Origin of the sequence: Streptomyces liliifuscus (genome assembly GCF_016598615.1) — a bacterium.
GTDB lineage: Bacteria > Actinomycetota > Actinomycetes > Streptomycetales > Streptomycetaceae > Streptomyces > Streptomyces liliifuscus.
The window spans coordinates 8,180,181-8,204,762 of the sequence record NZ_CP066831.1 but is presented as its reverse complement, the minus strand read 5'-3'; the positions used below and the strand labels follow the sequence as shown (position 1 = coordinate 8,204,762).

The 24,582-nt window shown below is 70.4% G+C and carries 24 protein-coding genes; 4 read left to right on the top strand and 20 right to left on the bottom strand.

What is annotated here, in order from left to right; translation table 11 throughout:
• Position 1 precedes the first annotated feature (1 nt).
• From JEQ17_RS35355 to JEQ17_RS35335, 5 genes are all read right to left on the bottom strand, one after another.
• Complete coding sequence (locus tag JEQ17_RS35355; protein WP_200399049.1) at positions 2–1,282, bottom strand: ABC transporter substrate-binding protein; 1,281 nt, start codon at positions 1,280–1,282, stop codon at positions 2–4.
• Positions 1,283–1,433: 151 nt separating this feature from the next.
• Positions 1,434–2,474, bottom strand: a complete 1,041-nt coding sequence (locus JEQ17_RS35350) for a LacI family DNA-binding transcriptional regulator (RefSeq protein WP_267924806.1) — start codon at positions 2,472–2,474, stop codon at positions 1,434–1,436.
• A 229-nt stretch (positions 2,475–2,703) separates the two neighbouring features.
• On the bottom strand, positions 2,704–3,720 hold the full coding sequence (locus tag JEQ17_RS35345) for a 1-aminocyclopropane-1-carboxylate deaminase (protein ID WP_200399048.1): 1,017 nt from the start codon (positions 3,718–3,720) through the stop codon (positions 2,704–2,706).
• A 14-nt stretch (positions 3,721–3,734) separates the two neighbouring features.
• Positions 3,735–4,385, bottom strand: coding sequence for a GntR family transcriptional regulator (locus JEQ17_RS35340; RefSeq protein ID WP_200399047.1), 651 nt, complete (start codon positions 4,383–4,385; stop codon positions 3,735–3,737).
• A 106-nt stretch (positions 4,386–4,491) separates the two neighbouring features.
• Positions 4,492–6,075, bottom strand: coding sequence for a TROVE domain-containing protein (locus JEQ17_RS35335; protein WP_200399046.1), 1,584 nt, complete (start codon positions 6,073–6,075; stop codon positions 4,492–4,494).
• Between the two features lie 695 nt (positions 6,076–6,770).
• Here JEQ17_RS35335 and JEQ17_RS35330 point away from each other — a divergent pair.
• Complete coding sequence (locus tag JEQ17_RS35330; protein ID WP_200399045.1) at positions 6,771–7,541, top strand: SDR family oxidoreductase; 771 nt, start codon at positions 6,771–6,773, stop codon at positions 7,539–7,541.
• A gap of 54 nt (positions 7,542–7,595) precedes the next feature.
• Here JEQ17_RS35330 and JEQ17_RS35325 read toward each other — a convergent pair whose 3' ends face one another.
• Positions 7,596–8,504 carry a LysR family transcriptional regulator gene (locus tag JEQ17_RS35325; RefSeq protein ID WP_200399044.1) on the bottom strand — a complete coding sequence of 303 codons (909 nt, stop codon included), beginning with the start codon at positions 8,502–8,504 and terminating at the stop codon, positions 7,596–7,598.
• Between the two features lie 94 nt (positions 8,505–8,598).
• The gene (locus JEQ17_RS35320; protein WP_200399043.1) at positions 8,599–10,065 is read right to left on the bottom strand and encodes an alkaline phosphatase PhoX; all 1,467 of its coding nucleotides are present in this window, start codon (positions 10,063–10,065) and stop codon (positions 8,599–8,601) included.
• A gap of 349 nt (positions 10,066–10,414) precedes the next feature.
• On the opposite strand from JEQ17_RS35320, the gene JEQ17_RS35315 reads away from it, so the two are divergent.
• Positions 10,415–10,597 (top strand): hypothetical protein, encoded by a 183-nt coding sequence (locus JEQ17_RS35315; RefSeq protein WP_200399042.1) that lies wholly within the window; start codon positions 10,415–10,417, stop codon positions 10,595–10,597.
• Between the two features lie 30 nt (positions 10,598–10,627).
• On the opposite strand, the gene JEQ17_RS35310 is transcribed toward JEQ17_RS35315, so the two are convergent.
• Complete coding sequence (locus tag JEQ17_RS35310; RefSeq protein ID WP_200399041.1) at positions 10,628–12,055, bottom strand: hypothetical protein; 1,428 nt, start codon at positions 12,053–12,055, stop codon at positions 10,628–10,630.
• A gap of 422 nt (positions 12,056–12,477) precedes the next feature.
• Here JEQ17_RS35310 and JEQ17_RS35305 point away from each other — a divergent pair, with 422 nt between their 5' ends.
• Positions 12,478–14,310 (top strand): endonuclease/exonuclease/phosphatase family protein, encoded by a 1,833-nt coding sequence (locus tag JEQ17_RS35305; protein WP_200399040.1) that lies wholly within the window; start codon positions 12,478–12,480, stop codon positions 14,308–14,310.
• A gap of 93 nt (positions 14,311–14,403) precedes the next feature.
• Here JEQ17_RS35305 and JEQ17_RS35300 read toward each other — a convergent pair whose 3' ends face one another.
• The 7 genes from JEQ17_RS35300 to JEQ17_RS50555 all read right to left on the bottom strand — a co-directional run bounded on the left by JEQ17_RS35300 (position 14,404) and on the right by JEQ17_RS50555 (position 18,687).
• Complete coding sequence (locus JEQ17_RS35300; protein WP_200399039.1) at positions 14,404–15,141, bottom strand: SRPBCC family protein; 738 nt, start codon at positions 15,139–15,141, stop codon at positions 14,404–14,406.
• Positions 15,142–15,170: 29 nt separating this feature from the next.
• A complete protein-coding gene (locus JEQ17_RS35295) occupies positions 15,171–15,851 on the bottom strand; it encodes an ArsR/SmtB family transcription factor (protein WP_200399038.1) in 681 nt (226 codons plus the stop codon).
• A 107-nt stretch (positions 15,852–15,958) separates the two neighbouring features.
• The gene (locus JEQ17_RS35290; protein WP_200399037.1) at positions 15,959–16,660 is read right to left on the bottom strand and encodes an antibiotic biosynthesis monooxygenase; all 702 of its coding nucleotides are present in this window, start codon (positions 16,658–16,660) and stop codon (positions 15,959–15,961) included.
• Between the two features lie 225 nt (positions 16,661–16,885).
• A complete protein-coding gene (locus tag JEQ17_RS35285; protein WP_200401883.1) occupies positions 16,886–17,407 on the bottom strand; it encodes a DUF3618 domain-containing protein in 522 nt (173 codons plus the stop codon).
• Between the two features lie 5 nt (positions 17,408–17,412).
• The gene (locus JEQ17_RS35280; protein ID WP_200399036.1) at positions 17,413–17,826 is read right to left on the bottom strand and encodes a phage holin family protein; all 414 of its coding nucleotides are present in this window, start codon (positions 17,824–17,826) and stop codon (positions 17,413–17,415) included.
• 52 nt (positions 17,827–17,878) lie between these two features.
• Positions 17,879–18,559 carry a hypothetical protein gene (locus JEQ17_RS35275; RefSeq protein WP_200399035.1) on the bottom strand — a complete coding sequence of 227 codons (681 nt, stop codon included), beginning with the start codon at positions 18,557–18,559 and terminating at the stop codon, positions 17,879–17,881.
• The gene (locus tag JEQ17_RS50555; RefSeq protein ID WP_267924805.1) at positions 18,556–18,687 is read right to left on the bottom strand and encodes a hypothetical protein; all 132 of its coding nucleotides are present in this window, start codon (positions 18,685–18,687) and stop codon (positions 18,556–18,558) included. Before JEQ17_RS50555 ends, JEQ17_RS35275 begins: the two co-directional genes overlap by 4 nt.
• A 173-nt stretch (positions 18,688–18,860) precedes the next feature.
• Here JEQ17_RS50555 and dapA point away from each other — a divergent pair, with 173 nt between their 5' ends.
• Positions 18,861–19,769, top strand: coding sequence for a 4-hydroxy-tetrahydrodipicolinate synthase (dapA, locus tag JEQ17_RS35270; protein WP_200399034.1), 909 nt, complete (start codon positions 18,861–18,863; stop codon positions 19,767–19,769).
• Positions 19,770–19,780: 11 nt separating this feature from the next.
• On the opposite strand, the gene JEQ17_RS35265 is transcribed toward dapA, so the two are convergent.
• From JEQ17_RS35265 to JEQ17_RS35245, 5 genes are all read right to left on the bottom strand, one after another.
• Positions 19,781–21,016, bottom strand: a complete 1,236-nt coding sequence (locus tag JEQ17_RS35265) for a WD40 repeat domain-containing protein (RefSeq protein WP_200399033.1) — start codon at positions 21,014–21,016, stop codon at positions 19,781–19,783.
• Complete coding sequence (locus JEQ17_RS35260; RefSeq protein ID WP_200399032.1) at positions 21,013–21,576, bottom strand: SigE family RNA polymerase sigma factor; 564 nt, start codon at positions 21,574–21,576, stop codon at positions 21,013–21,015. Before JEQ17_RS35260 ends, JEQ17_RS35265 begins: the two co-directional genes overlap by 4 nt.
• Positions 21,577–21,886: 310 nt before the next feature.
• Complete coding sequence (gene dapD / locus JEQ17_RS35255; RefSeq protein WP_200399031.1) at positions 21,887–22,876, bottom strand: 2,3,4,5-tetrahydropyridine-2,6-dicarboxylate N-succinyltransferase; 990 nt, start codon at positions 22,874–22,876, stop codon at positions 21,887–21,889.
• 119 nt (positions 22,877–22,995) lie between these two features.
• The gene (locus JEQ17_RS35250; RefSeq protein ID WP_234048812.1) at positions 22,996–23,895 is read right to left on the bottom strand and encodes a CU044_5270 family protein; all 900 of its coding nucleotides are present in this window, start codon (positions 23,893–23,895) and stop codon (positions 22,996–22,998) included.
• Positions 23,896–23,905: 10 nt separating this feature from the next.
• Positions 23,906–24,499: an RNA polymerase sigma factor gene (locus JEQ17_RS35245; RefSeq protein ID WP_200399029.1), complete on the bottom strand. Its 594-nt coding sequence runs from the start codon at positions 24,497–24,499 to the stop codon at positions 23,906–23,908.
• Positions 24,500–24,582 lie beyond the last annotated feature (83 nt).

The following is a 24,582-nucleotide window of genomic DNA, read 5'->3' as shown; positions in this document are numbered from 1 at the left end:
GTCAGCTCACCCCCAGTCGGGTCAGCGTGGTCTCGGCGGTGTTCACCGCGTCCCGCCAGGCCCGTTCGGGCTTCTTGCCGAGCGCTTCCACATTGGTCAGCTCCTGGAAGAACGGGGTGTTGGCGGTCTCCTCGTACGGGCTGAAGTAGACGACGGGAGCCTTCTGGGCGGCCGGGCCGAAGACGTCGATGGGCCGCTGACCGCCGAAGAAGGGGTCGGGCCTGTGCATCGCGGGGTCGGCGTAGGCGGCCGGAGTGGTGGGGAACAGGGCCATCTCCTGGTAGCTCTTGAGCTGGTTCGCCGGGCCGAGCAGCCATTTCACGAAGGCGAAGGCGCCCTCCGGGTCACGGCAGTAGCGGGTCAGGGTCACGTACGACCCGCCGTAGTTGGCGGGCCCGTCCGGCATGGTGGTCAGTCGCCAGGCCCCGGACGTCTTCGGCGCGGTGTCCTTCAGTCCGTTGATGGCCCACACCGCCGTGGTCATCGAGGCGATGCGTCCCCCGCCCATGGCCGCGTTGTAGTCGGGCGTGCCGTCCACGATCCGGGCGCTGAGCCCCTGCCGGAGTATCTCCACGGACAGGTCCCAGGCACGCTTGACGTGCGCCTGGTCGCCGATGAACCGATTGTCGGCGTCCACGAACTGCTTGGGGCTCTGGAGCAGCACCTGCTGGAAGACGTTGCCGACGTTGCTCACCAGATACGGCTTGCCGGGCCCCTTCCGGAGCGCCCGCCCGGCGGCGAGGTACTTCTCCCAGGTGGAGACCTCCTCGGCAACGGCTTGCGGCTCGTCGGGCAGCCCGGCCCGCCGGAAGAGATCCCGGCGGTAGTAGAGCGCGGTCGGCCCTGCATCGAGGGGGAAGCCGATCATCCGCCCCGACGGAGCGAAGCACCCCTTCCACTTCCAGTCGAGGTACTGATCACGGACGCTCTCCGCACCCAGCGTCCGCAGGTCGAGGAACTCGTTCTCGTCGGGAAAGAACGTGGCGAGATTGTCGGAGTTCACGACCGTCAGATCCGGCACATAGGCACGGGCGGCAAGACTCGTACGGACCTTCGAGTCGATGTCCCCGTCGGGTATCTGAGAGCCCTTCACCTTCAGCCCCGGCACACCGGGTACGGCACGCCGAGCGGTGGCGAGCAGCTTGTCGCTCAGTGAGCCCTTCCAGTACCAGAGGCTCAGATGATCGGTGCCCGCGGAGGCCGAGCCATTGCCCGCCCCGCATCCCGGCAGACCGAGCAGCGCGGCGCCGAGGGAGGCCCCCAGCAGCCCCCTGCGAGACATCGTTCGGTGTGGCATAGGCGCGCACTCACTTTCGGGAGGGACAACGATGTCGAGCTCCGTGAACGTTCACGTGAACGTTGCCGTCGAGTATCGAGGCGGCCGAAAATGAGTGTCAAGACATGTGTAAGCGCTATCTGTTGCGGTGGGGAACTCAGGCGGAGGCCCGCACCACCAGCTCGGGAATGACCCAGGCGTCCGTGCCGCTCAGCGGCTCCTCGCCGGCCCGCAGCCGAGCCACCTGCTCGACGGCCAGCCGCCCCAACCGCCGCTTGTCGATGTGCAGGGTAGTGAGGGCGGGCTCCACCAGCTCCCCCAGGGAAAGCCCGTCGAAGCCCAGAACGGCCAGATCATCCGGAATCCGCAACCCCCGACGCCGAGCGGCACGCATGGCCCCAACGGCGATCAGATCGTTGAAGCCCACCACGCCGGTGACCTCCGGCCGAACACGCAGCAACTGCTCCGCACCCGCCTCACCACCAGCCACGCTCTGCTCCGGGCACAGCACGACCCAACTGTCGTCGACAGCCAGCCCATGCCGCCGCACCTCGCGCAGAAACGCCTCCCGGCGCTCACCGGGACCCTCACTCCGCTCCCCGTCCAGCATGCCGATCCTGCGATGCCCGGCCCGGACCAGATGAGCGAGCCCCTGCTCCATCCCACCGGCGACATCAATCCCGACGGCCCCGAACCGAGTCCGCTGCGGCCCACGCTCCAAGAGCACCAACGGCACACCACCCAGCCGCCGCGCCAGCACGTCGTCCTCGTTCTTGAAGTACCCCACAACTGCATCGGCCTGATGGGACAGCACATCAAGCGCTTCCCGCTCCCGGGCCTCATCGGTACGGGAGTCCCACACGACCACCTGCCACCCACGCAGCTCGGCGGCCTCGAGCACCCCGGCGGCCACCTCGGGAAAGAACGGATTCATCAGGTCCGGAATCACCAGACCCACCGTCACGGTCCCCTTCCGCACCAGCCCCCGAGCAAACCGGCTGGGCCGATAGTCCAACACCCGAGCGGCCTCCAGCACCCGCTCCTTGGTGCCCGGATCGATCTCACCCTTGTCATTGACAGCCCGCGAAACAGTCTGCCGCGACACCCCGGCCATCTGGGCAACGTCATGGATGGTGGCCCGCCGACGCCCCCCGCCGACCTGCCCGCCACTCGACCCCAGCCGCTCATCACCCCGCACGAAGTGCACTGTAACCGCCCACCACGACACACCCACCGAGGGAACACCCCCAAACCCCCCGCAGCCGCGAGCGCACAAGGGGGCGGGGCCGTGCCGGTATGTCAACGTTCGCGACGTACGGCTCCCACTGGAAACGCCCACCGACGAAACCCAGGGCAGTACGCCCGGAGGTCGCGAACGTGACATACCGGCACGGCCCCGCCCACCCCGGACAACCCCAGGCGCACCCTCAGAACAACGCGCTGTAGGCATTCAAGGCAGGCTGCCCTCCAAGATGGGCGTACAACACGGTGGAGCCCCGCTCGATCTCTCCGCGCCCGACGAGATCAACCATCCCGGCCATCGACTTCCCTTCGTACACAGGGTCAGTCACCATCCCCTCGGTACGAGCAGCAAGCCGCATCGCTTCGAGAGTCGCCTCGTCCGGAATGCCATAGGTCCCGGCGTGGTACCGCTCGTCCAGCTCGACGTCAGCCTGGGTCAACTCTTTCTCCACACCGATGAGTTGTCCCGTCCCGTGGGCGATCCGGGCGATCTGCTCACGAGTACGCACAGGATCGGCCGACGCATCAATGCCAAGCACCCGCCGCCCCCGCCCCCCGCCTTCCTCCAGCGAGGCGAACCCGGCAACCATCCCAGCCTGAGTGGACCCGGTCACCGAGCAAACGACCACGGTGTCGAAGAAGACCCCCAACTCCCGCTCCTGCTCGGCGACTTCATAGGCCCACCCAGCAAACCCGAGCCCGCCCAGCGGATGATCGGAAGCCCCAGCAGGAATGGCGTAAGGCTTCCCACCCCCCTCCTCAACTTCCCGCAGCGCCCGCTCCCAGCTCTCCTTGAACCCGATCCCGAACCCGGCCCGCACAAGCCGCACATCGGCCCCCGCAAGCCGACTGATCAGAATGTTCCCGACCTTGTCGTAGACGGAGTCGGGCCACTCCACCCAACTCTCCTGCACCAGAACACACTTGAGCCCGGCCCGCGCGGCACAGGCCGCGACCTGCCGAGTGTGATTGGACTGCACGCCCCCGATCGAAACAAGCGTGTCGCACCCCTGCGCAAGCGCGTCAGCAACCAGATACTCCAGCTTGCGAGTCTTGTTCCCCCCATAGGCGACCCCGGAGTTGCAATCCTCCCGCTTGGCCCACAACGAGGCCCCGCCAAGATGCTTGGTCAACCGCTCCAGCGGATGAACAGGCGAAGGTCCGAACAACAGCGGATAACGCTCGTACGAGGCAAGGGACATGGACCCTCCACGGATCAGGTGTCGAGATCGGCCAGGTCTTCGAGGCCACGCCAGATCTCCGCCGTGACACGGACGGCCTCGTCCACATCGCCGACGGCACAGGCGTCGATCAGCTCGTCGTGCAGCCCGGCCGAACGGCAGTTGCCGCCCTCACCGAACCGCCGCCGCTCCAGGCGCCGGATGAGCGGGGTGTAGCGGGCGACGGTGGCGGCGGCGGCACGATTCCCGCTCACCCGGACCAGTACGTCGTGCAGCTCGTCGTCGGCACGCAGCGCGGCGGCCACGTCACCGTCGCGCACGGCCGCGGCAAAACACTTGTTGGCCTCCCGCATGGCACTGATATCGCCGGGGCGAAGCCGGGACAGCGCCGCCCGGGTGACCAGCTCGTGCATGGCGCCGACGACGGCCGCGGCGTCCCGCACATCGGCGGCCACCACAGGCGTCACCCGCGTGTAGCTCTGCGGCTTGGACTCCAGCAGGCCTTCGTCTACGAGCCGCGAGAAGGCGTCCCGTACGGGCGCCCGCGAGAGCCCGAGCAGCTCCGCCAGCTCGGCGTCCCGCACGACGGCACCCGGCGCGATGTCGCCGGCGACGATGGCGTCCCGTATCGCCTCGTACGCACGGTCCCTGAGCAGGGTCCGGGGCACGGGCCGTATCGCTCCCATGAACTGAAATGTTAGATGTCAGATGGAAGCCGGCACAAGAGTGCGACCCGCACAGAAGTACGGGCCGCACTCACACAGAGCTGCAGAGCACCAGAGCACGGCTCGCTCAACAGGCCCAGGGCCAGTCCGCGTCCCGGGCCCCCTCAAGCAGCGGAACCATGCGAAAAGCGGCATCCGACAGACCACCGAAGACATGCCGGTTCCCCGCCCCGGACGGCCCGTGGCCCGCCCGGTACCCGGCAAGGTTCCAGGTGTAGACCGGCACGTTCGCCGGAACCTGCTCGGTCGGGTCGCCGTAGTGGCTGTACGTGGCCTGCTCGTCCGTGACGATCAGCACGCGGTCGTGCTTCTTGTAGTGCTTGCGGACGGCCTCGGTCGTGTCCGTCCCGCCGAGGTCGCCGAAACGCTCCAGCACCTTCAGCACCGACTCGCCCCGACGGAACCTCACCCGCTTGCTGGTCGTACCGAACTCGACGAGATCCGCGTCCGCCGCCCGCAGCGCGAGCGCCGTGCCGAAGATCGCCGCCGCGTCGGCCCGGTTGAGCTCCGAGCGGTCGGACAGCCGCGAGTAGAACATCGACCCGGACCGGTCGACGAGTACGAGCGTGCGACCGCCCAGGGCCGGCACGTTGGCCAGCGAGTGACCGAGCGCCTGCTCCAGCGGGTACGACCAGCGCAGCGAAGGAGCGTGCTGGTACGCGGCGAGGTACCGGAACGGGAACTGCCGAGAACGCGCGACCTCCGCGGGGTCACTGATACGGGCGGCCACCAGGGCGGCCACCTCGTCCGAGACCCCCGCCTCGTCGAAGTTGCGCAGGTTCCGTACCAGGGCCATCGAACCCATGGACGGGATGACGGCCTCCCAGGCCGCCTTGTCCATCGGGCCCTGCAGCCAGCCGGCCAGCGCCTCCCAGGTGATGCCCGCGTCCGCGAGGCGCTGCGCGCCGTGCGCACCGGTCACCACCTTGCGCCGCTTGGCGGGCCGCAGTGCCATCAGGTCACGGTGGGCCGCCAGGACGGGCAGCGACTTGGGCACGACCGCGGTGTCCGGGTTGTGCCGCCGGTCGAGCGCGTACTGGAACAGGTCGCCCTGCCACGGCTTGTCCGGGTCCGGTGCCGCGTGCACGAGGTTGAGGATGTCGCCGAAGCGGTAGCCCTTGGACGCCGTGTCGTACTTCAGCAGCGACTTGCCGCTGTAGAGCCGGCGTACGGCGTCGGCGATGCCGCGCTTCACGGGCTTGGGGATGTTGCGGCCGTACAGCGCGGTCCAGTACGCGAGCAGCTCGCCGGGCTCGTCCGGACGCCGCAGCACGGACGCGACGACCTGCCGGTTCGCCGGGCCGTCCGTGGCGCCCGCGTCGAGGCGCGCCTTGACGTACTCGGCGGCGCCGACGATGGACGCGGTCCGCATGTTGCCCTCGCCGCGCAGCCAGGCCAGCATGCTCGCCGTCCACGAGGGGTCGCTGACGGCCAGCTCACGCACGAGCGCGGCGAACCGGTCGTCCCGGGCGTCGCCGGTCTCGTAGAAGGTGTTCTGCGAGACGAGGTTGGCGATCGCCAGCAGGAAGAGCTCGGAACGAGCGTCGCGCTCACGGCCGCGGCCGCCCTCGTAGGTGCGCAGTACGCGCCCGGTCGAGGTGACCCGCGAAGTGCCCTGGGCCTTCGCCGCCTTGGTGTTGAATCGCGCCATGATGAATTCCCCCGAATTCAGTGGGTGTTTCGGCGGGAGGCACAGCAAATGGAGCGTGCCCGAGATCGGGTCGGCGGCGGTCTTATCACTTGGCGCGTCTTCCATTCCGCCACATCGCCCGAAGCGATGACGGGATTCGAACCCGCACGGTTTCCCACCAAGTCCCCGAAGTATCCGCTGCCTACGCACCGGGCACACACCATTTGCTGCGCCTCCCGAGATCAAGTCGGCGGCGGCCTGGATTCTTTGGAAGAGAAGTAGCCGCCACCATCGCACCGGGAGGTGCATGAAGTTGTGGTGTCCAGAGTTCAAGGCCGGCGGAACCGACGTAGGTGCTCTAACCCCTGAGCTACACCGGCGCGTTGTACCGGTGACGGGACTCGAACCCGCGGCCGCCCCATTATCAGTGGAAGTAGGTCCTGCCTTCGCACCTGGACGTTCATCACTGTAGGACCCGCACCGCGGGCCGGGCGAACGATTATTTCGTACGGGCGCACTGGACAGGTCACCTCCGCACAAGGCCCCTGAGCCGGAGGAGGCCAGGGGTCGCCGGGGCGACCGGGCCGCCATAGGAACTCCCTATGGCACCTGCTGACTTTTCGTCTTTGCCCCTCGTTCTTTTCCGAACGTACGGTGAAACAGCTCGACGAGATGCTCAACGAGCGGACGAATACGCAATCGAGAGGGCCGGTGGCATGACCACGATCGAAAACGGATCGGGAACGCAGGAACTCAAGGGAAAGCGGGCCCTGGTCACAGGTGGTTCTCGCGGAATAGGAGAGGCCATAGTGCGCCAACTCCTGGACGCGGGCGCCGAGGTGCTCACCACCGCCAGGTCGGCGACGAGCACGGTGCCGGAGGGAGCCGCCTTCGTGGCGGCCGACGTACGGACACGGGCAGGGGCGGAGACGCTCGCCGCGGCCGCCCAGGAGGTGCTCGGCGGGGTGGACATCCTGGTCCACAACGCGGGCGGGGCACGACCGTACGAGAGCACCTCGGCCATCCCCGACGAGGAGTGGCAGGACCAACTCGACCTGAACTACCTGGCCTCGGTGCGGCTGGACTCGCTGCTGGTACCGGGGATGCGCGAACGGCGTTCGGGAGTGATCGTGCACATCTCCTCGGCCGCGGTCCCCGCCACACCGCCCCCGTTCCTGCACTACACGGCGGCGAAGGCGGCGCTGGAGAACTACAGCCGGGGGCTTGCCCTGGAGCTGGCCCCGTCCGGAGTCCGGGTCAACACCGTGACTCCCGGCCGAACCGCCACCCCCGGCGGCGAACTGACACGGGAGCAGTGGGCGCGGCTGGACCCGGCGCAGGGCGAGAACAACAGCCCGGTGCCGCTGGGGCGCGAGGGGCAGCCCGACGACATCGCCGACGCGGTGGTGTTCCTGGTGTCCGACCGGGCGAGCTGGGTGACCGGAAGCAATCTCGTCGTGGACGGCGGCGAATTCCCCAGGGGCTGACACCGACGGAATTCAGGACACCGGCGAGAAAGAAGGTCAGAGGGAAAAGGAAGATCAGAGAGAGGGTGAGAGGGAAGGCGAGAGGGAAACGGACTCGGACCAGGTCTCCTCACGCAGGAGTTCGAGCAGGGCAGTCTCCGCCGGGCCCGCGCCGGGCCTGAGCACGGCGATGACGGGCTGGGACACGACCGGGAACACCGGACGCACGAGGTGCTCATAGCCGTGGGGCACCGCGGAGGCCGGGACGAGCGTCACCCCCAGCCCGTGGGCGGCCCAGCGCACGGCCGTCGCGGTCTGGGACACACGGGCGGCCGTGGTCGGGGTCAGGTCGTTGTCCCGCAGCACGTTCAGCAGCACGCCGTCGAGCGCGCTGTCGCGGTCGAACCTCACCCACGGCTCCCCCGCCAGTTCGCGCAGCTCGACCGCGTCCGCGGCGAGCAGCCGGTGCCCGGCGCCCAGCACCACGACGAACTTCTCGTCGCCGAGGTGGTGGGCGTCGGAGGGGCTCCGCTCGCAGGCGGCCATCAGGGCAAGGTTCAACACGCCCCGGCGGCACAGCCGCTCCAGCTCGGCGGAGCTCGGCTCCTCGAAGACGGTGACCTCCAGCCGCGGGAAGCGGCGACGCAACGTGCCCAGGGCGCCCGGCAGCTGCCGCGTGCCGAAGCCCATCTGCGCCGCGACCACCAGCTCGCCCACCAGTTCGTCGGCACCGGCCCGTGCCGTGGCCCTCGCCCGCCGCGACGCGCTGACCGCGACCTCCGCCTCCCGCAGGAACGCACGGCCGACCACGGTGGGCACCAGTCCGGTCGGCGTACGGGCGAACAGTTGCACGCCGAGTTCCCGCTCCAGACCGCGGATCTGCTGGGACACCGACGGCTGAGCGACGTGCAGCAGCTCCGCCGCCGCCGTCACCGAGCCCTCCTCGGCAACGGCCAGGGCGTACTCGTACTGGCGAAGGCTCATCGGCTCCCGTCCCCTCCCAGGTGGCAACAGGTGTCACAACACGGGGGGCGACGGGTTTACTCCACGTCCAGGGGTCTGGCGTACGAAACGGGGCTCAGCCGCGCTTCTGACGCCGCCAGGGACCGGTGATCGCCAGCATGATGCCCGGCTCCTGGATGTTGGCGTACAGCGTCCTTCCGTCGGGCGAGAAGGTGACGCCGGTGAACTCGCTGAACTCGGGCTCCGCCTCGGTGCCGATGTTGAGGTCGTTGCGGGCGATGGGGTACGTACGGCCGCTGTCGGTCGCGCCGAAGAGGTGCGAGACACCCTCGCCGTCCTCGGCGATGACGAGGCCGCCGTACGGGGAGACGGTGATGTTGTCGGGACCGTCGAAGGCGCCGTCCTTGGACGGGTCGGGGTTCACGCCGAGGAGGACCTTCAGGGTCAGCGTGCGGCGCTTGGGGTCGTAGAACCAGACCTGGCCGTCGTGCTGGACGGGGCTCTCGGCACGGGCGTACGAGGAGACGATGTACGCGCCGCCGTCGCCCCACCACATGCCTTCGAGCTTGCGGGCGCGGGTGACCTCGCCGGGGCCGAACTGCTTGCGCACGTCGACGGTCTTCGCGTCGCGGTCGGGGACGTCCTCCCAGTCGACGCCGTACACCGTGCCGATCTTCGTGGCGCGGGAGAGGTCGTCGACCGGGCGGCCGCCGGAGTCGTAGCACTTGGGCGCCTGGAGCACGCCCGCGTCGTCGGCGAGGGTGCGGAACCTGCCGGGGCCGTAGTGGAAGCCCTTCGGCGGGGTCCAGCGGTAGAAGAGGCCGTTGGGGCCGGCCGCGTCCTCGGTGAGGTAGGCGTGGCCGCGCTTGGGGTCGATGACGACGGCCTCGTGGTCGTAGCGGCCGAAGAACTTCAGGGGCTTGGGATTGCGGTTGGCGCGGCGGTCGGAGGGGTCGACCTCGAAGACGTAGCCGTGGTCCTTGGTCATGCCGTTGACGCCGGCGCGGTCGGAGTTCTCCTCGCAGGTGAGCCAGGTGCCCCAGGGGGTGCTGCCGCCCGCGCAGTTGGTGGAGGTGCCCGCGATGCCGACCCACTCGGCGACCGCGCCGCCCGGACGCACTTCGACGACCGTGCAGCCGCCGGACGCGGCCGGGTCGTAGACGAGGCCCTCGGTGAGCGGGACCGGGTACTTCCAGTTGGCGCGCGGGCCCTTCAGCTCGTGGTTGTTGACGAGGAGGGTCGTGCCGCGCGGGCCGTCGAAGGTGGCCGTGCCGTCGTGGTTGGAGGGGGTGAACTCGCCCGACTCCAGCTTGGTCTTCCCGCTGTACGTGATGACGCGGTACCGGAACCCGGCGGGCAGCGCGAGGACGCCCTTGGGGTCGGGCAGCAGCGGGCCGTAGCCGACGGCTCCGCCGTGCCTGTCGGCGTGGTCGGCATCGTCGTCGGCGTCGCCCGTGGTCTCGGTGTCCGTGGACGCGAGGGCGCCGGGCGCGGTGGCGAGTGTGCCGACGCTGCCGATCAGGGCGACACCGGCGCCGGTGATCGCGGATCGTCTGGCGAAGTCCCTGCGGGTGAGCGACATGCTGTCTCCTGTGACGGTGGAGTGTGACCGTGGCGAGGCGGTGACGCGTGGGGGGTGGCGGACCCGACTGTCGGCCACACCGTGCCGCCCGTGGCTGAACGCCGGTTGAACGCGGGCCGACTTCCCAGGGCCCGCTTACGTGAATCCGGTCGGATCCGGCCTGACCAGCCGGATCCCGCCGCTTCCGTCGCTTCCGCCCGTCCGGAGCAATGCCGCCCCGTACGGCCCATCAGTCCTCGCATGCGAACTGTTGGTCGGAATAATCTCCCTACCAAGGACCCGTACGACCCATGGGAGGCGAGCCGAAGTGGACGCGCGTCAGGCAAGCCACCGCCATGAGGAACGGCTGATGGCGCTGGCCAATGTGAGCGGTGTCGGCAGTGGGCGTGACGAGGAGTCCGGCGAGGACGTCATCGTCGTCTTCGTCACCCGCAAGGTCCCCCGCGACCGGCTCCGCCCCGAGGACGTCGTCCCCGACGAGCTGGAGGGCATCCCGGTCCGAGTCCTGGCCATGGGCGAGGACGAGCCCTGACAACCAGGATTTCTTTCGCCCCCGCCGCCCTTACCCCCCTTGCTGCGACCGAGCCTTGAACGCAGCCTTCCGCGCCTCCTTGGCGACCTTCTTGTCGGGATGCAGCCGCCCCATCGCCTCCAGCACATCCGGCGTAGCAGGATGATCCACCCGCCAGGCCGCCGCGAAAAACGACCCGTGCTGCGCCGCAAGCCCCTCGACAAGCGCCTGCAACTCCGCGGAATTCCCCTCCGCGGCAAGCTGCGCGGCAATCGTGTCGACGGTCAGCCAGAACACCATCCCCTCGGAAGGCGCGGGCACGTCCGAGGCCCCCCGCTCTGTCAGCCAGACCCGAGCGAGCCCGCCCAGCTCGGCATCGTCGAGCACCTCACGGAGCGCGGGCGAGGCCTCCGCGCCGACCAGCGAAAGGGCCTGCTGGCAGCGCAGCCGCCGCAGCGGCGCCCCGGCGTCGGAACCCTTCGCCGCCGCGAGCAACTCCCGCGCCGCGGAAAGGGGTTCACGCCGGTCGAGCCACTGCTCGGTCTCGGCCTGCGCGGCCGCAGGCGGAAACGCGGAGGTGCCGTCGAGCAGCACGTCCGCCCCCTTGTCCGCGAGGTCGCCCACCGCGGGCGCCGCGAACCCGGCTTCGAGGAGCCGCGCCCGGATCCCGTACACCCCGAGGGGGGTGAGCCGCACCATCCCGTACCGCGAGACGTCGGTGTCGTCGACCGGCGCCGCGGGCTCCTCGTCGGCGTCGGCCATGAGTGCCTCGTCGACGGGCTGGAAGTCGACGAGCCCGATCGGCTCAAGCAGCCGGAACTGGTCGTCGAGCCGCATCATCGCGTCCGACACCTGCTCCAGGACGTCATTGGTGGGCTCCCCCATGTCGTCCGGCACGATCATCGAGGCGGCGAGCGCGGGAAGCGGCACCGGGCCGTCGCCGGGCCCGTCCTCGCTGGAGGTCAGCAGGTAGAGGTTGCCGAGGACCCCGTCGAGGAACTCCGCCTCGGCCTCCGGATCCCAGTCCAGCTGGGAGAAGTCGACCTCGCCGCCCTCGCCCATGGCCTCCACGAGGTCGTCGAGGTCGGGCACGCCGGCGTCGGCCAGCACCGCCTCAAGGGCGCCGAGCCACAGTCCCAGTACGTCCTGCGGTGCTCCCGAGACGACGAGTGCCAGGTCGGCGCCCGCGGTGACGGTGCCCTCCTCCTCGTCCACAACCTCGACGAGCCCGGTGTCGACGGCCACCCGCCAGGCCTCGCTCGCGTAGGCCGCGGCGTCCCCTCCGTCGAGGCCGAGCTCCGCGGCGGCGGCCGGCAGCTGTTCCTCGACGAGTTCGCCGCCGGCCCCGACCCTGGTCTCCGGACCGGCCCAGCGGGCGAGCCGCACGGCACGCGAGAGAAGCGGCGTGGCGAGGGCGTCCCGCGCGAGCTCCGCTTCGGAGTGCAGACGCACCGGCGGCAGGGGGGAACTGTCTGACATCGGCTGGTTCTCCTAGGACGAACGTTCGGGCGTACATCTCGGACGTACACGAGGCCCGCGGGCCGCCCGGGAAAACGCCTGCCGGCCGCCCCGGACACGCAGCCTCAGCCTAGACGGATTTGGACCCATGCCGCCCGGTTCATGAACCTGTCAGAAGTGTTAACTCGGGAAACCTTGACAAGTGCCGTGGCCAGACACGAGATTGACGCGCGTAGAAACTCGCGAGTAGCAGTCCGCCGCGGCTTCTACGCGCGTCACGGACCGCCCCACAGGTTACGGCTCCCCCCACGGCTCCACCCTTGCTTTCGTTCGCCTTCGTTCCACCGCTCCACCCACGTACGACGTGTTCCACAGCTCCACCCTCGTCCGTTCACCGCGCCACCCTCGTCCCGGCGCCCACGCACGTCCCCGGAGGGATCCCGTTGCCGAGCAAGTCTTCCGCACGCATAGCCGCGCTCACCGTCGCCGCCGTCTGTTCCACGGTCTCCGCGGTGGTCGTCACCTCGCCCGCCCACGCGGACGCCGTGGCCGTCCATGACATCCAGGGCTCCACCCGTACGTCCCCGCTCGCGGGCCAGCAGGTCACGGATGTGGCCGGCATCGTCACGGGCACGAGAACCTACGGTTCGTCCCGCGGTTTCTGGATCCAGGGTCCGTCCGCGGACGACAACCCGGCCACCAGCGAGGGCGTCTTCGTCTTCACCAGCTCCACGCCGAAGGTCGCGGTCGGCGACTCGGTCACCGTCTCCGGCACGGTCACGGAGTTCGTGCCGGGCGGCGCCTCGTCCGGCAACCAGTCGGTCACGGAGATCACCCGGCCGACGGTGACGGTGGTGTCGAGCGGCAACGCGCTGCCCAAGGCGACCGTCATCAACAGCCGTTCCGTACCGGACGCGTACACGCCCGAGGGCGACGCGGCGGCGAGCGGCTCGGTCAACGGTCTGACGCTGCGGCCGAAGAAGTACGCCCTCGACCACTACGAGTCCCTGGAGGGCATGAACGTCGCGATCGGCTCGTCGCGCGTGGTCACCGCGACCGACCCGTTCTCCGAGCTCTGGGTGACGGTCAAGCCGCACGAGAACCCGAACCGCCGCGGCGGCACGGTCTACGGCGCGTACTCCTCGCAGAACACCGGCCGGCTGCAGATCCAGTCGCTGATCCCGACCGCCACCGAGCCGTTCCCGACGGCGAACGTCGGCGACACGCTCAAGGGCACCACCGAAGGTCCGCTCGACTACACCCAGTTCGGCGGCTACACGCTGACCGCCCGCACCCTGGGCACGGTCGAGGCCGGCGGCCTGGAGCGCGAGACGACGCGCAAGCAGTCGCGTTCGGAGCTGGCGGTGGCGACGTACAACGTCGAGAACCTCGACCCGACGGACGCCACGTTCGCCGCCCACGCGGCCGCGATCGTGGACCACCTGCAGTCGCCGGACATCCTGTCCCTGGAGGAGATCCAGGACAACAACGGCGCGAAGAACGACGGTACGGTCGCCGCCGACCAGACGATGCAGAAGCTGATCGACGCGATCGTCGCCGCGGGCGGCCCGGCGTACGAGTGGCGCTCCATCGACCCGGTGAACCTCGCGGACGGCGGCGAGCCGGGCGGCAACATCCGTCAGGCGTTCCTCTACAACCCGGAGCGCGTGTCGTTCGTGGACCGCGCGGGCGGCGACGCCACGACGGCCGTCGGCGTCACGAAGGTGCACGGCAAGGCGCAGCTCACGGTCTCGCCGGGCCGTATCGACCCGGCGAACGCCGCGTGGACGAACAGCCGCAAGCCGCTCGCGGGCGAGTTCACCTTCCGCGGCAAGTCGGTCTTCGTGATCGCGAACCACTTCGCGTCGAAGGGCGGCGACCAGTCGCTGCACTCGCAGTTCCAGCCGCCGGCGCGCAGCTCGGAGACGCAGCGCCACCTCCAGGCGACCGCGGTCAACGCCTTCGTCAAGGACATCCTGGCGAAGCAGAGGAACGCGGACGTCGTGACGCTCGGCGACATCAACGACTTCGAGTTCTCGCAGACGACGAAGCTCCTGGAGGACGACGGCGCCCTGTGGTCGGCCGTCAAGTCCCTTCCGAAGAGCGAGCGTTACAGCTATGACTACCAGGGCAACAGCCAGGTCCTGGACCAGATCCTGATCAGCCCGTCGATCCGCAAGGACTGCGACTTCACGTACGACAGCGTGCACATCAACTCGGAGTTCTCCGACCAGATCAGCGACCACGACCCGCAGGTGCTGCGCTTCCGCCCGTAGTCAGCACAGGAAGCCCGTGGTCGCCGCACGAACACGCCGGTGAGCCCGGCCCCACGTCAGGGGGGCCGGGCTCACCGGTGTCCGCGTGGGGCGTCAGGCTCCGAAGGCCTGGTTCAGCCAGCCCTGCCAGGCGGCTTCGTTCCGCTTGGCGTCGGCGCCCGGGGCGAAGTCGTGGACGCTCATGCCGACGGGCGCACCCCAGTGGTTGCGGCCGAAGAAGCGGACGAGGGCGTCGTCGGTGCGCAGCCCGATGAAGTACGGGTTGCGGAAGTCGACGACGGCGTCCAGCACCTGGCCGTCGGGGCCCTGGGCCTGTACGCGCGTGCCCTCCGCGGTGTCGTCGCCAAGGCCGAGCGCACGGCCCACGGCGGCGAAGGCGTCGGCCCCCTTGGACGCCTCGGGCCCGTCGAACGTGGCGAAGGCGGCCGGCCTGGCCGCGAACCTCGTCAGGTACTCGCGCAGGGTGTGGAGGTAGAAGTCGGTATGCCTGCTCGCCCCGTCGTACTGGTTGTCCCAGTCGTCGACGAAGATCCCGCTGTGCACGTACCTCACCCAGGCGCGCCGGCCGCCGTCGCGCGGCTCGACGGTGTAGTCGAGCTGGTTGAGGGTCTGCTCGGAGTTCTCGTCGACGCCCTCAAGGCGGTTGGTGTACTTGTGCGGCGGGTCCCAGGCGGTGACCGTGGATCCCCAGGGGCCCCGGCCGCCCTCGCGCGGCTCCGGGGGCTCCATCGGCCACAGCCAGCCGCCGGTGCCGCTGGTGACGGCGTCCCACACCTGGTCGGGTGTGGCGTCGACCTCGAACTCGCGGGCGATCTCGAATTCCTTGGACATGGTCTGCTCCTGCGCGTCAACTAGGCGTGTCAGTCGGTGAGTTCGGGCGCCGCTGCGGACGCCTCGGAAGCCTTGGGCCCCTCGGCCGTACCGGATGCGTCAGATGCGCCGGCCGGGCCGGCCGTACCGGGCTTGACCGTGGGATGGACCGCCACGACGATCCGGTGGTCACGGCCCCCCTCGGCGTCGGCGGAGTCGTACTTGCGGATCAGGGCGCCGACGCCGGCCGTCAGCTCCTGGATGAACGCGGCCCGGTCGGCGGCGGAGGCGAAGCGCACCTCGCCGTCCAGCGCGTACGTGGCGAGCCGCTTGCGGGCCTTCGTGGCGCCCGTGATGAGCGTGCCGACGTCCCGCACCAGCCGGGCGCCGAGCGCGAGCAGCCATCGCGCCGAGAGCTGGTCCCGGAAGCGGTCCGGGTCGGGCTGCACGGCGGCGAGCGCGAGCGGCGAGATGACGTACGACGCGGCGGTCGCCCTCATCAGCCGCTCGGTGACGTTCCCCTTGCGGCGCTCGTCCGCGAGCTCGACCAGGCCGTGCCGCTCCAGCGCCTTCAGGTGGTAGTTCACCTTCTGCCTCGGCAGTCCGACCTTGCCGGCCAGCATGGCGGCCGACGCGGGTCCTGCCGCCAGCTCGGCCAGGAGCCGGGCCCTTATGGGGTCCAGCGAGGCGGCGGCAGCCGCCGGGTCCTCGATCACGGTCACGTCCAACATGACTCCACCGTCTCACCGAAAACTTTTTTTGTCCAGACGGTTCTTCCTGTCGGTTGTTTTCCTGTCGGCTGTTTTCCTGGGGGTTCTCTTCCTGGGGGTGCCGGTGATCACTCGGGGACGAGGCCGAGGGCGTGGGTGTAGCGGCGGACCGTGGACTGCTTCAGACCGGGGTACGTCTGTACGCGCTCCCACTGCGGCGTACGGGAGCCGACGCCGCCGCCCGGGGCCGCCAGCGCGTCGATGTGGGCCTGCGCGGTCTCCCACTCGGCGTAGTTGAGGACCTTCGTGCCGTCGGTGCTCAGATGGAAGTGGGCGGAGATACCGCCGGGACTGAGGTTCGGCTCGCTCTCCAGGGCCTCGAACACGGCGTCCACCCAGGCGCGCTGCCGGTCGGGGTCCGGTCCCTCGAACTCAATCTCGACGATCACGACACACCCCGGCACCCGGGTCTCCGCCTCCTGGGCGCCGCTGCGGTAGCGCCGGTAGCGGCCGAGCCCCACCCGTTCGATCCCGGGCACGGCCACATCCACCTCGTCCACGCGCTCCTGCCGGTGGACCTTCACGAACGCCTCGTAGTCCTGCTCGCTCCGCCACTGCGAGTGGTGCAGCAGGGTCGTGCCGTCCTCCCCGGTGTAGACGTGGTAGCCGAGCAGCCCCTCGGCCGGCCACGCCCTGCGCTCCCAGGTGGCGGCGATCGCCTCGACCGTCTCCTTCTGCCGCTCGGGCGTCCCCACCCGCCAGGTGCTGAAGAAGGGCGCTCCCACCTCGGGGCGGGTCATCGCGGGGTGCGCGTCGGTACGACGGGTCATCACGAACTCCAGTGATCGCTGATCGGTGCCTACGGCTCCACCCTCGGACCTCAACCGGACTTCAGGTCAAGCACCGGCATCGCGGGCGGGGGTTCGCCCCGGGCGACGGAACCGACCAGGCCCACGCCCCCAGACAACAGGCGCACGACGAGCGGCGGAGCCCAAAGCCTGGGCTCCGCCGCTCGTCGTGCAGCGCCGGTCAGTGACCGTCGCCGAAGGTGTGTATCAGTGGTGTCCGTTGTGGCGCCGCCGCAGCAGGCCCACCGCGACCACCGCTCCGGCCCCTGCGATCAGTACGGGCCCGGGGTGCCGCTTTCCGGCCTGGACGGCGTTGGTCACGGCCGTGCGCACCGGCCGGGGCACGTTGTCCTGGACGGCGTGTCCGGCCCGCGTGGCCCTGCTCTGCACCACGTGCCCGGCCTGAACGGCCTTGTCCTGCACGACGTGGCCGGCCTGGACGGCCTTGTCCTGTACGACGTGACCGGCTTCGGTGGCCTTGTCCTGTACGACATGGCCTGCCTGTGTGGCCTTGTCCTGCACGGTGTGTCCGGCCTCGGAGGCCTTGCCCTTCAGTTCGGAGCCCCGGGCCCGCGCGCGGGCCTTCACATCGGCTTTCGCCGCCAACTCCTCGACGGTGTCGCCGAGTTGCCCCCGGGTCTCCTGGATCTGCTGTCGCAGTTCGTCCGGGCCCTTCGCTCCGCCGGCGGCCTTGTCCGCCGCCTTGCCGGGCTCCGCGGGATCGTTCATGTCCTTCATCGGTGCGCCCTTTCCTTGATCTCGTCGACGTCGGCCCGGACGCTGTCGAGCGCCTCCTCGGGCATCGGCGGGGCGGCGCGGCCGAGCTGGGCCCGGCCGGTCCTCGCCAGCACGCCCGCGACCACGAAGAGCACGGCCGTGACGATGAGCGCCGCCGCCCACACGGGCAGCACGAGGGAGAGCGCGGCCGCACCGGTCGCGGCCAGGGCCATCAGCCCCACGTAGGCGACGGCACCGGCCGCGCCCAGCAGCCCGCCGCCGCGTCCCACCCGCCGGCCCTTCTGCGCCAGCTCCTCCTTCGCGAGCCGCACTTCCTGTCGTACGAGCTCTGAGAGCTGTTCGGTGGCCTGTCCGACGAGTTCACCGACCGAGTGCTGCTCGCCCGGCCGCCGGTCCATGGTTCCGGTCACGGCGTCCCGCCTCCTTTCGTCCGGGACGCCCGGGTACCCTGCCGGGCCGACGTCACCCCTGTCCGGCCCCGCGATCGCCGAGTCGTGCCAGCTGGCTCTGGAACCAGTCGAGCCGGGCCTGCAGCAGCGCCGCCTCGGCGACGAGCTCGGAGACCCCGAGCCCCTCGGGCAGTCCGTCACCGGCGCCCGGCACGACACCGCCCCCGGCCCGTACCCCCAGCCCTTCCCCGCCCAGCCGGGCGAAGGTCGCGAGCGACACCGCCGTACGGCCGCGCACGCAGCCGGCGCAGGAGGCCGCGAAGCCCCGCCAGCCGGGCCTGCCCCATCCCGCGTCGGCCAGCGCCACGGCGACGGCGCCGCACGCGCAGGGGCCGACCGTGGCGGTACGCACCCGCTGCCGCGCGTACCGGAAGCCCAGCTCGAAGCGGATGTAGGCGCCGAGGACCGTCACTTCGAGGAGTACGGCGCTCCGGTGCTCGGCGGTGCACAGCATGGCCTCGGCCGCCGTGCGCTCGTGCACGCAGTGGAAACCGCAGTCGCAGCGGCGGTGCGGTGCCCGGTGCCTCAGGCCGTAGACGCAGTGCGCCTCGTCCAGCACTCCGTACGGCAGCGCGCCGCCCAGCGACACACCGGTGAACCCGGCCCTCGTGCCGTCCTGGGACAGCATCGGGTGGGCGATCTTGAATCCGGTCGGCGGCTCCGCCGGACGTTCCTCGGGGAGCCGCATCCTCATCGCGCGACCGGAACCTCTTCGACCGCGGACTCCAACTCCTCGATCTCCTCGGGGAGTCGGAGCTCCTCCTCTTCCCGGTGCGGCTGCTCCTCCGCGACCCCGGTGGCGAGTGCCTTGCCCAGCTTCATGACGCCTCCCGTGACAGACGACCTTCTACCGTCCCCGCCATGGTGACCGAAACGGGGGCGAGTTCCTAGAGCGCCCCTGCCACCTCGAATGCGGCAACCGATAAGAACCGCTTACCCATATCCCGTAGAAGAATTAAGTGGAGCTTCAGGATGGAGGTGCCGAGACTACCTCCATGACCTCACGACGTACCCCGCCCTTCGGCCGTGCCCTCTGCGCGATGATCACGCCCTTCACCGACGAGGGACTGCTGGACCTGGACGGTGCGCAGCGGCTGGCCGACCGGCTGGTCTCCGAGGGCTGCGACGGGCTGGTGCTGTCCGGGACGACCGGGGAGTCGCCGACCACGACGGACGCCGAGAAGTCGGCGCTCGTGCGGGCGGTGGCGGACGCCGTCGGGGACCGCGCCGCGATCGTCGCGGGCATCGGGACCGCCGACACCCGCCACACCACCGAGCTCGCCCTGGAGGCCGAAAAGGCGGGCGCGGACGGCCTGTTGGTGGTCACGCCGTACTACAGCAGGCCCCCGCAGGACGCCGTCGAGGCACACTTCCGCGCGATCGCGGACGCCTCCGGACTGCCGCTGGCGCTGTACGACATCCCGGGCCGCACGGGGACACGCATCGAGCCGGAGACGATGCTGCGGCTGGCCGGGCATCCGCGGATCGTGGCGGTGAAGGACTGCGCGTACGACCTGCTCGGCACCCAGAAGGTGCTGGCCGCGACGGAGTTGGCGTACTACACGGGCTGCGACGAGTACGTCCTCGCGATGTACGCGATCGGTGGTGCCGGATACATCAGCACGGTGGCGAATGTGATTCCGCGTCACTTCCGTTCGATCCTGGACGCGTTCGAGGGCGGCGACCCGGACGAGGCGATCCGGCGGCAGCAACTCACCATCCCCCTCACGGAGTTGATGATGGGCTCCGGCCTGCCCGGCACGGTGACGGCGAAGGCCCTGCTCGGCGCCCTCGGCCTGCCCGCGGGTCCGGTCCGGGCACCACTGCGGCCCGCCGGCCGGGAGACGGTCGACGGGCTGCGGACGGCGTACGAGCGGCTGGTGGCAGCCCCGGCCGGTGTGTGATCGGAGCTCGCTCAGCGCTCGGCGAAGACCGGCGTCCAACGCCCCGCCGCACCGTCGTTCCCCTTGCGGAAACCGCTCAGCGGGACGGTCTTGTCGCTGCCGATCGTGACGAGCACGAGCCGGTTGTGGAACTCGTTCGTACCGGGTGCGATGTCGAAGGCGATGAGCCGCTTGTTGTCGACCCAGGCGAGCAGCTGCTGTCCGGGGATCTTGTGGAGCCGCTTGCCGGTGTAGGGGTCGTTGATCTCGGAGGCGGTGGTCTTGATGCCCCCCGCGAAGTCGCCGGCGGCGAGCTTGCCGTCCGGGGACAGGCGGGCGCCGACGGACCAGTGCAGGTACTTCTCGTTCGCGGGCGTGGCGGCCTCCTTGCCCTCGAAGTCGTAGTACTGCACGTGGGGTTCCATGGTGAGCCCCGAGTACACCAGCTTGGCGTCACTGCTGAAGGCGAAGTCCTGACGGGCGTTGAGGGATCCCCCGGGCATGTCCTCGTCGTCGTGCACCGTGACCTTGCTCCAGGAGCCCTTGCCGGAGTCGACGTCGAGGACGTAGAAGCCGGTCCGGTACGACTCGCCGAACTGCGTCGTCCAGTCGTTCTTCTTGCCGTCGCCGTCGCTGTCGTAGTCCGCCTTGACCCGCAGGTCGGGGTTCTCGCTGTACGTCGTCGCGACGAGCTTGCTGCCGTCGGGAGAGAACCTGACCCCCGCGACACCGCGGTCGACCGGGATCCAGCGCTCGACCTCGCCGGTGAGCAGGTCGAGCAGCCCGATCCGCTTGGTCGGCAGCTTCTGCTCCAGGACGGCGGCGGTGCGCATGCCGGGAGCGACGTCGAGGATGGACCACTTCGTGGTCTTCACGTACTTGCCGGTCTCCTGGTCGAGGAGGTGGTACGTGCGCCGGGTGACGCCCCGGTCCGCACTCTCCTTGACGGTGCTGTACGTGTAGTAGGCGGCCATCGCGGTGTTGCCCGCCGCGATGAGGTCGCGCGGCGGCGACTGGTCCGGGTGGGCGATGATGTCGCTCTGGTTCTTCTGGCTGGCGAGCCGGGGCTCGTCCCTGCCCCCGTCCAGCATCGGAACCGCCACCCCGACGGCGACGGCGACCGCCGTGGCCACCGCGGCGCCGGCGATCGTACGGGTCCGGCGGCGTCGCCGGACGGCGAGGACGCGGCCCGCGAAGCCGGACGGTGTCGTCGTGGTGTCCGCGGCCTGCTCGTGCAGGGCGTCGCGCACCAGCTGATCCATGTTCACGGACGTACCTCCACCGGTGAGAAGTCGCGGGACGGGCTCTGTTCCGCGTCGGCGGGTCCCAGAGCGGCCAGTTCCGGCGCGAGAGCCCGCAGCCGAGCGAGCGAGCGGTGGGTGGTGGACCGCACGGTCCCCACCGAGCAGCCGAGGATCCGGGCCACGTCGGCCTCCGGCAGGTCCTCGAAGTAGCGCAGTACGAGCACGGTCCGCTGCCGGGCGGTCAGCCGCGCCAGCGCTCCGCGCATCACGATCCGCAGGTCGGCCGCGGAGGAGGCGTCCGCCGCGGCCCCGCCCGTCCCCTCGGGCGGTTCGGCGACCGTCAGTTCCCGTCGGCGCCACTTCAGCCGCCATCGGCTCACCTGCTGGCGGTACAGGATCTGCCGTACGTACGCCTCCGGCTCGTCGATCCGCTGCCATCGTCCGGCTGCCTTGACCAGCGCGTTCTGCAGCAGGTCCTCGGCCGCGTGGCGGTCGCCGCCGCTGAGCAGCACGGCGGTCTTCAGCAGCGCCGATGACCGGTTCTCCACGAATTCCCGGAACCGCTCGTGCCCTTGGGCATCCATCGTCACCTTCTCTTCCCCAGCGGGTTCTCCCCCGCTCCCACCCGTACTGACGTCCCGGGCGGACCCCCGCTATGCCTGACGGCGCGGAATTCCTGCGGTCCGATGGTGACGTGCGGGTGGGTGGGGGCTTGTCGCGCAGTTCCCCGCGCCCCTAGAAGATAAAAGCCAGGGGCGCAGCCCCGCTTTCAGGGGCGCGGGGAACTGCGCGACCAGCCCCCACCGGGCCCGCACCCGACGTCCGACCCCAAAGAACCTGGCGCCCTCCCACAGCAAGTGGGAGGGCGCCAGGTTCACAAAACAACCGCGGGGCTCAGTTGTGACTGTGGAGGATCTCGTTGAGGCCACCCCACACCGCATTGTTCGGCCGCGCCTCCACCGTCCCGGTGACCGAGTTCCGCCGGAACAGAATGTTGGACGCCCCGGACAGCTCACGGGCCTTCACGATCTGCCCGTCCGGCATCGTGACCCGCGTCCCGGCGGTGACGTACAGCCCCGCCTCGACGACACACTCGTCACCGAGGGCGATCCCGACGCCCGCCTCCGCCCCGATCAGGCAGCGCTCGCCGATCGTGATGCGGACATTGCCGCCGCCGGACAGCGTGCCCATGGTGGACGCGCCGCCGCCGATGTCCGAGCCGTCGCCGACGACGACGCCGGCGGAGATACGGCCCTCGACCATCGACGTGCCGAGCGTGCCCGCGTTGAAGTTCACGAAGCCCTCGTGCATGACCGTGGTGCCCTCGGCGAGGTGCGCGCCGAGGCGGACCCGGTCGGCGTCGGCGATGCGGACGCCCTTCGGCGCCACGTAGTCCGTCATGCGCGGGAACTTGTCGATGGACGTCACGGCCAGGTGGAGGCCCTCGGCGCGGGCGTTCAGCCGGACCTTCTCCACGTCGTCCACGGCGACCGGGCCGAGCGAGGTCCAGGCGACGTTGGCGAGGTGGGCGAACAGGCCGTCGAGGCTCTGCCCGTGCGGCTTCACGAGGCGGTGCGAGAGCAGGTGCAGACGCAGGTACGCGTCGTGCGCGTCGACCGGCTTCTCGTCGAGCGAGGCGATGACCGTACGGACCGCGACCACTTCGACGCCACGGCGGGCGTCCGGGCCGATCGCCTTCACGGCGCCCTCGCCGAGCAGCTCCGCCGCGCGCTCGGCGGACAGCCGCTCGGAGCCGGAGGGGCCGGGCTCGGCGGCCAGTTCGGGGGCCGGGAACCAGGTGTCGAGGACAGTTCCGTCGGCGGCGAGCGTGGCAAGCCCGGCGGCGACGGCGCCGGTGGTGCGAGTAGCAGTCGTGTCGGTCATGAGGGAAACCTAACCGGCCGGGGCCCGCGGGTGCCAACCAGTGCGCCCGGCGTCTCAGGTGCCGGGCGCACCGGGGCCTGTCCGGCGGGGTCGTGCCGGACGAACCCGGGCAGTCCAGGTCAGGGCCGCTCGCCCTTCTTGCCGACCACCGCCACGGCCAGTCGCACCCCGCCGATGACGGCGTCCCCCTTCTGCCACTGGCCGCCGTCGCTCCGGGCCACCCAGCGATGACCGCTGTAGAGGTAGGTCTCCGGGTCCAGGAGGAGTTCGTCCCGGTTCGCCGTCGGGTCCTCGCTCTTGAGGTACACCGCGACGGCGTCGCGTCCCGCCGCGTCCTGGACCTGCGCGGCCCGTACGCCGGGAATCGTGGCCAGGGCCCGGTAGACCTTGGCGAGATCCCCGGCGTCGTACGCGTAGGCCCGGCCGAGGACCGCGGTGAGGGCCCGGTACTCGTGTTGGGTGCGGGTCTCCGTCCTGTCGGTGGCGTAGAAGAACGCGCGCGCCTTCGCCCGTACCTTCTTCGGGTCGTCGGGCAGGCCCTTGAGGAACTCGTACTCCTCCCTCGGCGAATGGTCGTCGCCCGCCTTCCCGTCCTCCATGGACGGATCGGCGTACCTCATCCAGGTCTCGCTCGTCCCCGGCTGCGAGTCGTCCGTGAGGTTCACCTCGCCGCTCTTGACGTAGATCCACTGGCCGTCGCGGGCGGTGACCGAGGGACCGGCCGCGATCACGTCCGCGGCGTCGGTCAACAGGTCCTTCGCACTGCCCAGTTCCAGGAAATACGTCGACCGGGCCCCCGGCAGCGTCTCGTGCCCCCCGTCGCCCACGACCTGGGTGCCGAGCACCGCCGCCAGCGTGATCGCGGCCGCGGCGCCCACGGCGGCGAGCCGCCAGTCGGCGCGCGGTCCCCGGCTCCGGCGACCGCGCGCGGCCTCCGCCAGCAGCGCGTCACGCCCCGGCACGAGCCGTGTGCGCGGGGGCAGGGGTGTCTCGGCCCGCAGTTCGCGTACCGCGGTCATCTCGTCCACGTCAGACCACCTCCGGGGTGTCGGGCAGGAACGCGGGGTCCGCGCCCAGCGCCGTACGCACCTTGCGCCGGGCCCTGTTGAGCCGTGAGCGGACCGTCCCGACCGGGATGTCCAGTGCCTCGGCAACCTCCTGGTAGCTGAGGTCGGCCCAGGCGATGAGCAGCAGTACGTGCCGGTCCCCCGCGGGCAGTGCGGCGAGGGCTCCGGCGAGCGGTGCCTGTGCGGCGACCCGGCTCTCGGTCTCCTCGACCCAGGAGGCGGCGACGGGGTCGTGCCCGGTGCGGGCCAGCGCCTTGAGCGCCCGCACCTCGGCGCGACGCTGTTTACCGATGAGGTTGCCCGCGATGCCGTACAGCCAGGGGCGTGCGTTGGCGCGGGTGAGGTCGTAGCGGCCGCGGATGCGGAACGCGGTGAGGAAGGTGTCCGCCGTGATGTCGTCGGCGGCGCCGTCCCCGAGGCGCCGGGCCGCGTACCGGTGGATGTCGGGCGCGTGCCGGTCGTAGAGCCGGGCGAACAGCTCCGGGTCCTCCAGCGACTGGGCGACGACCTCCGCGTCGTCGTGCACCCCGGCCTCAGGTGCCGGTGGTCCGGTCACAAGTCCTCCCCCTGCTTCGTCGTGCCGAGCCTTTCACCCCTGTTCCCCGCAGGGCCGCGAAAGGTTCACGCTTGACGGACAGC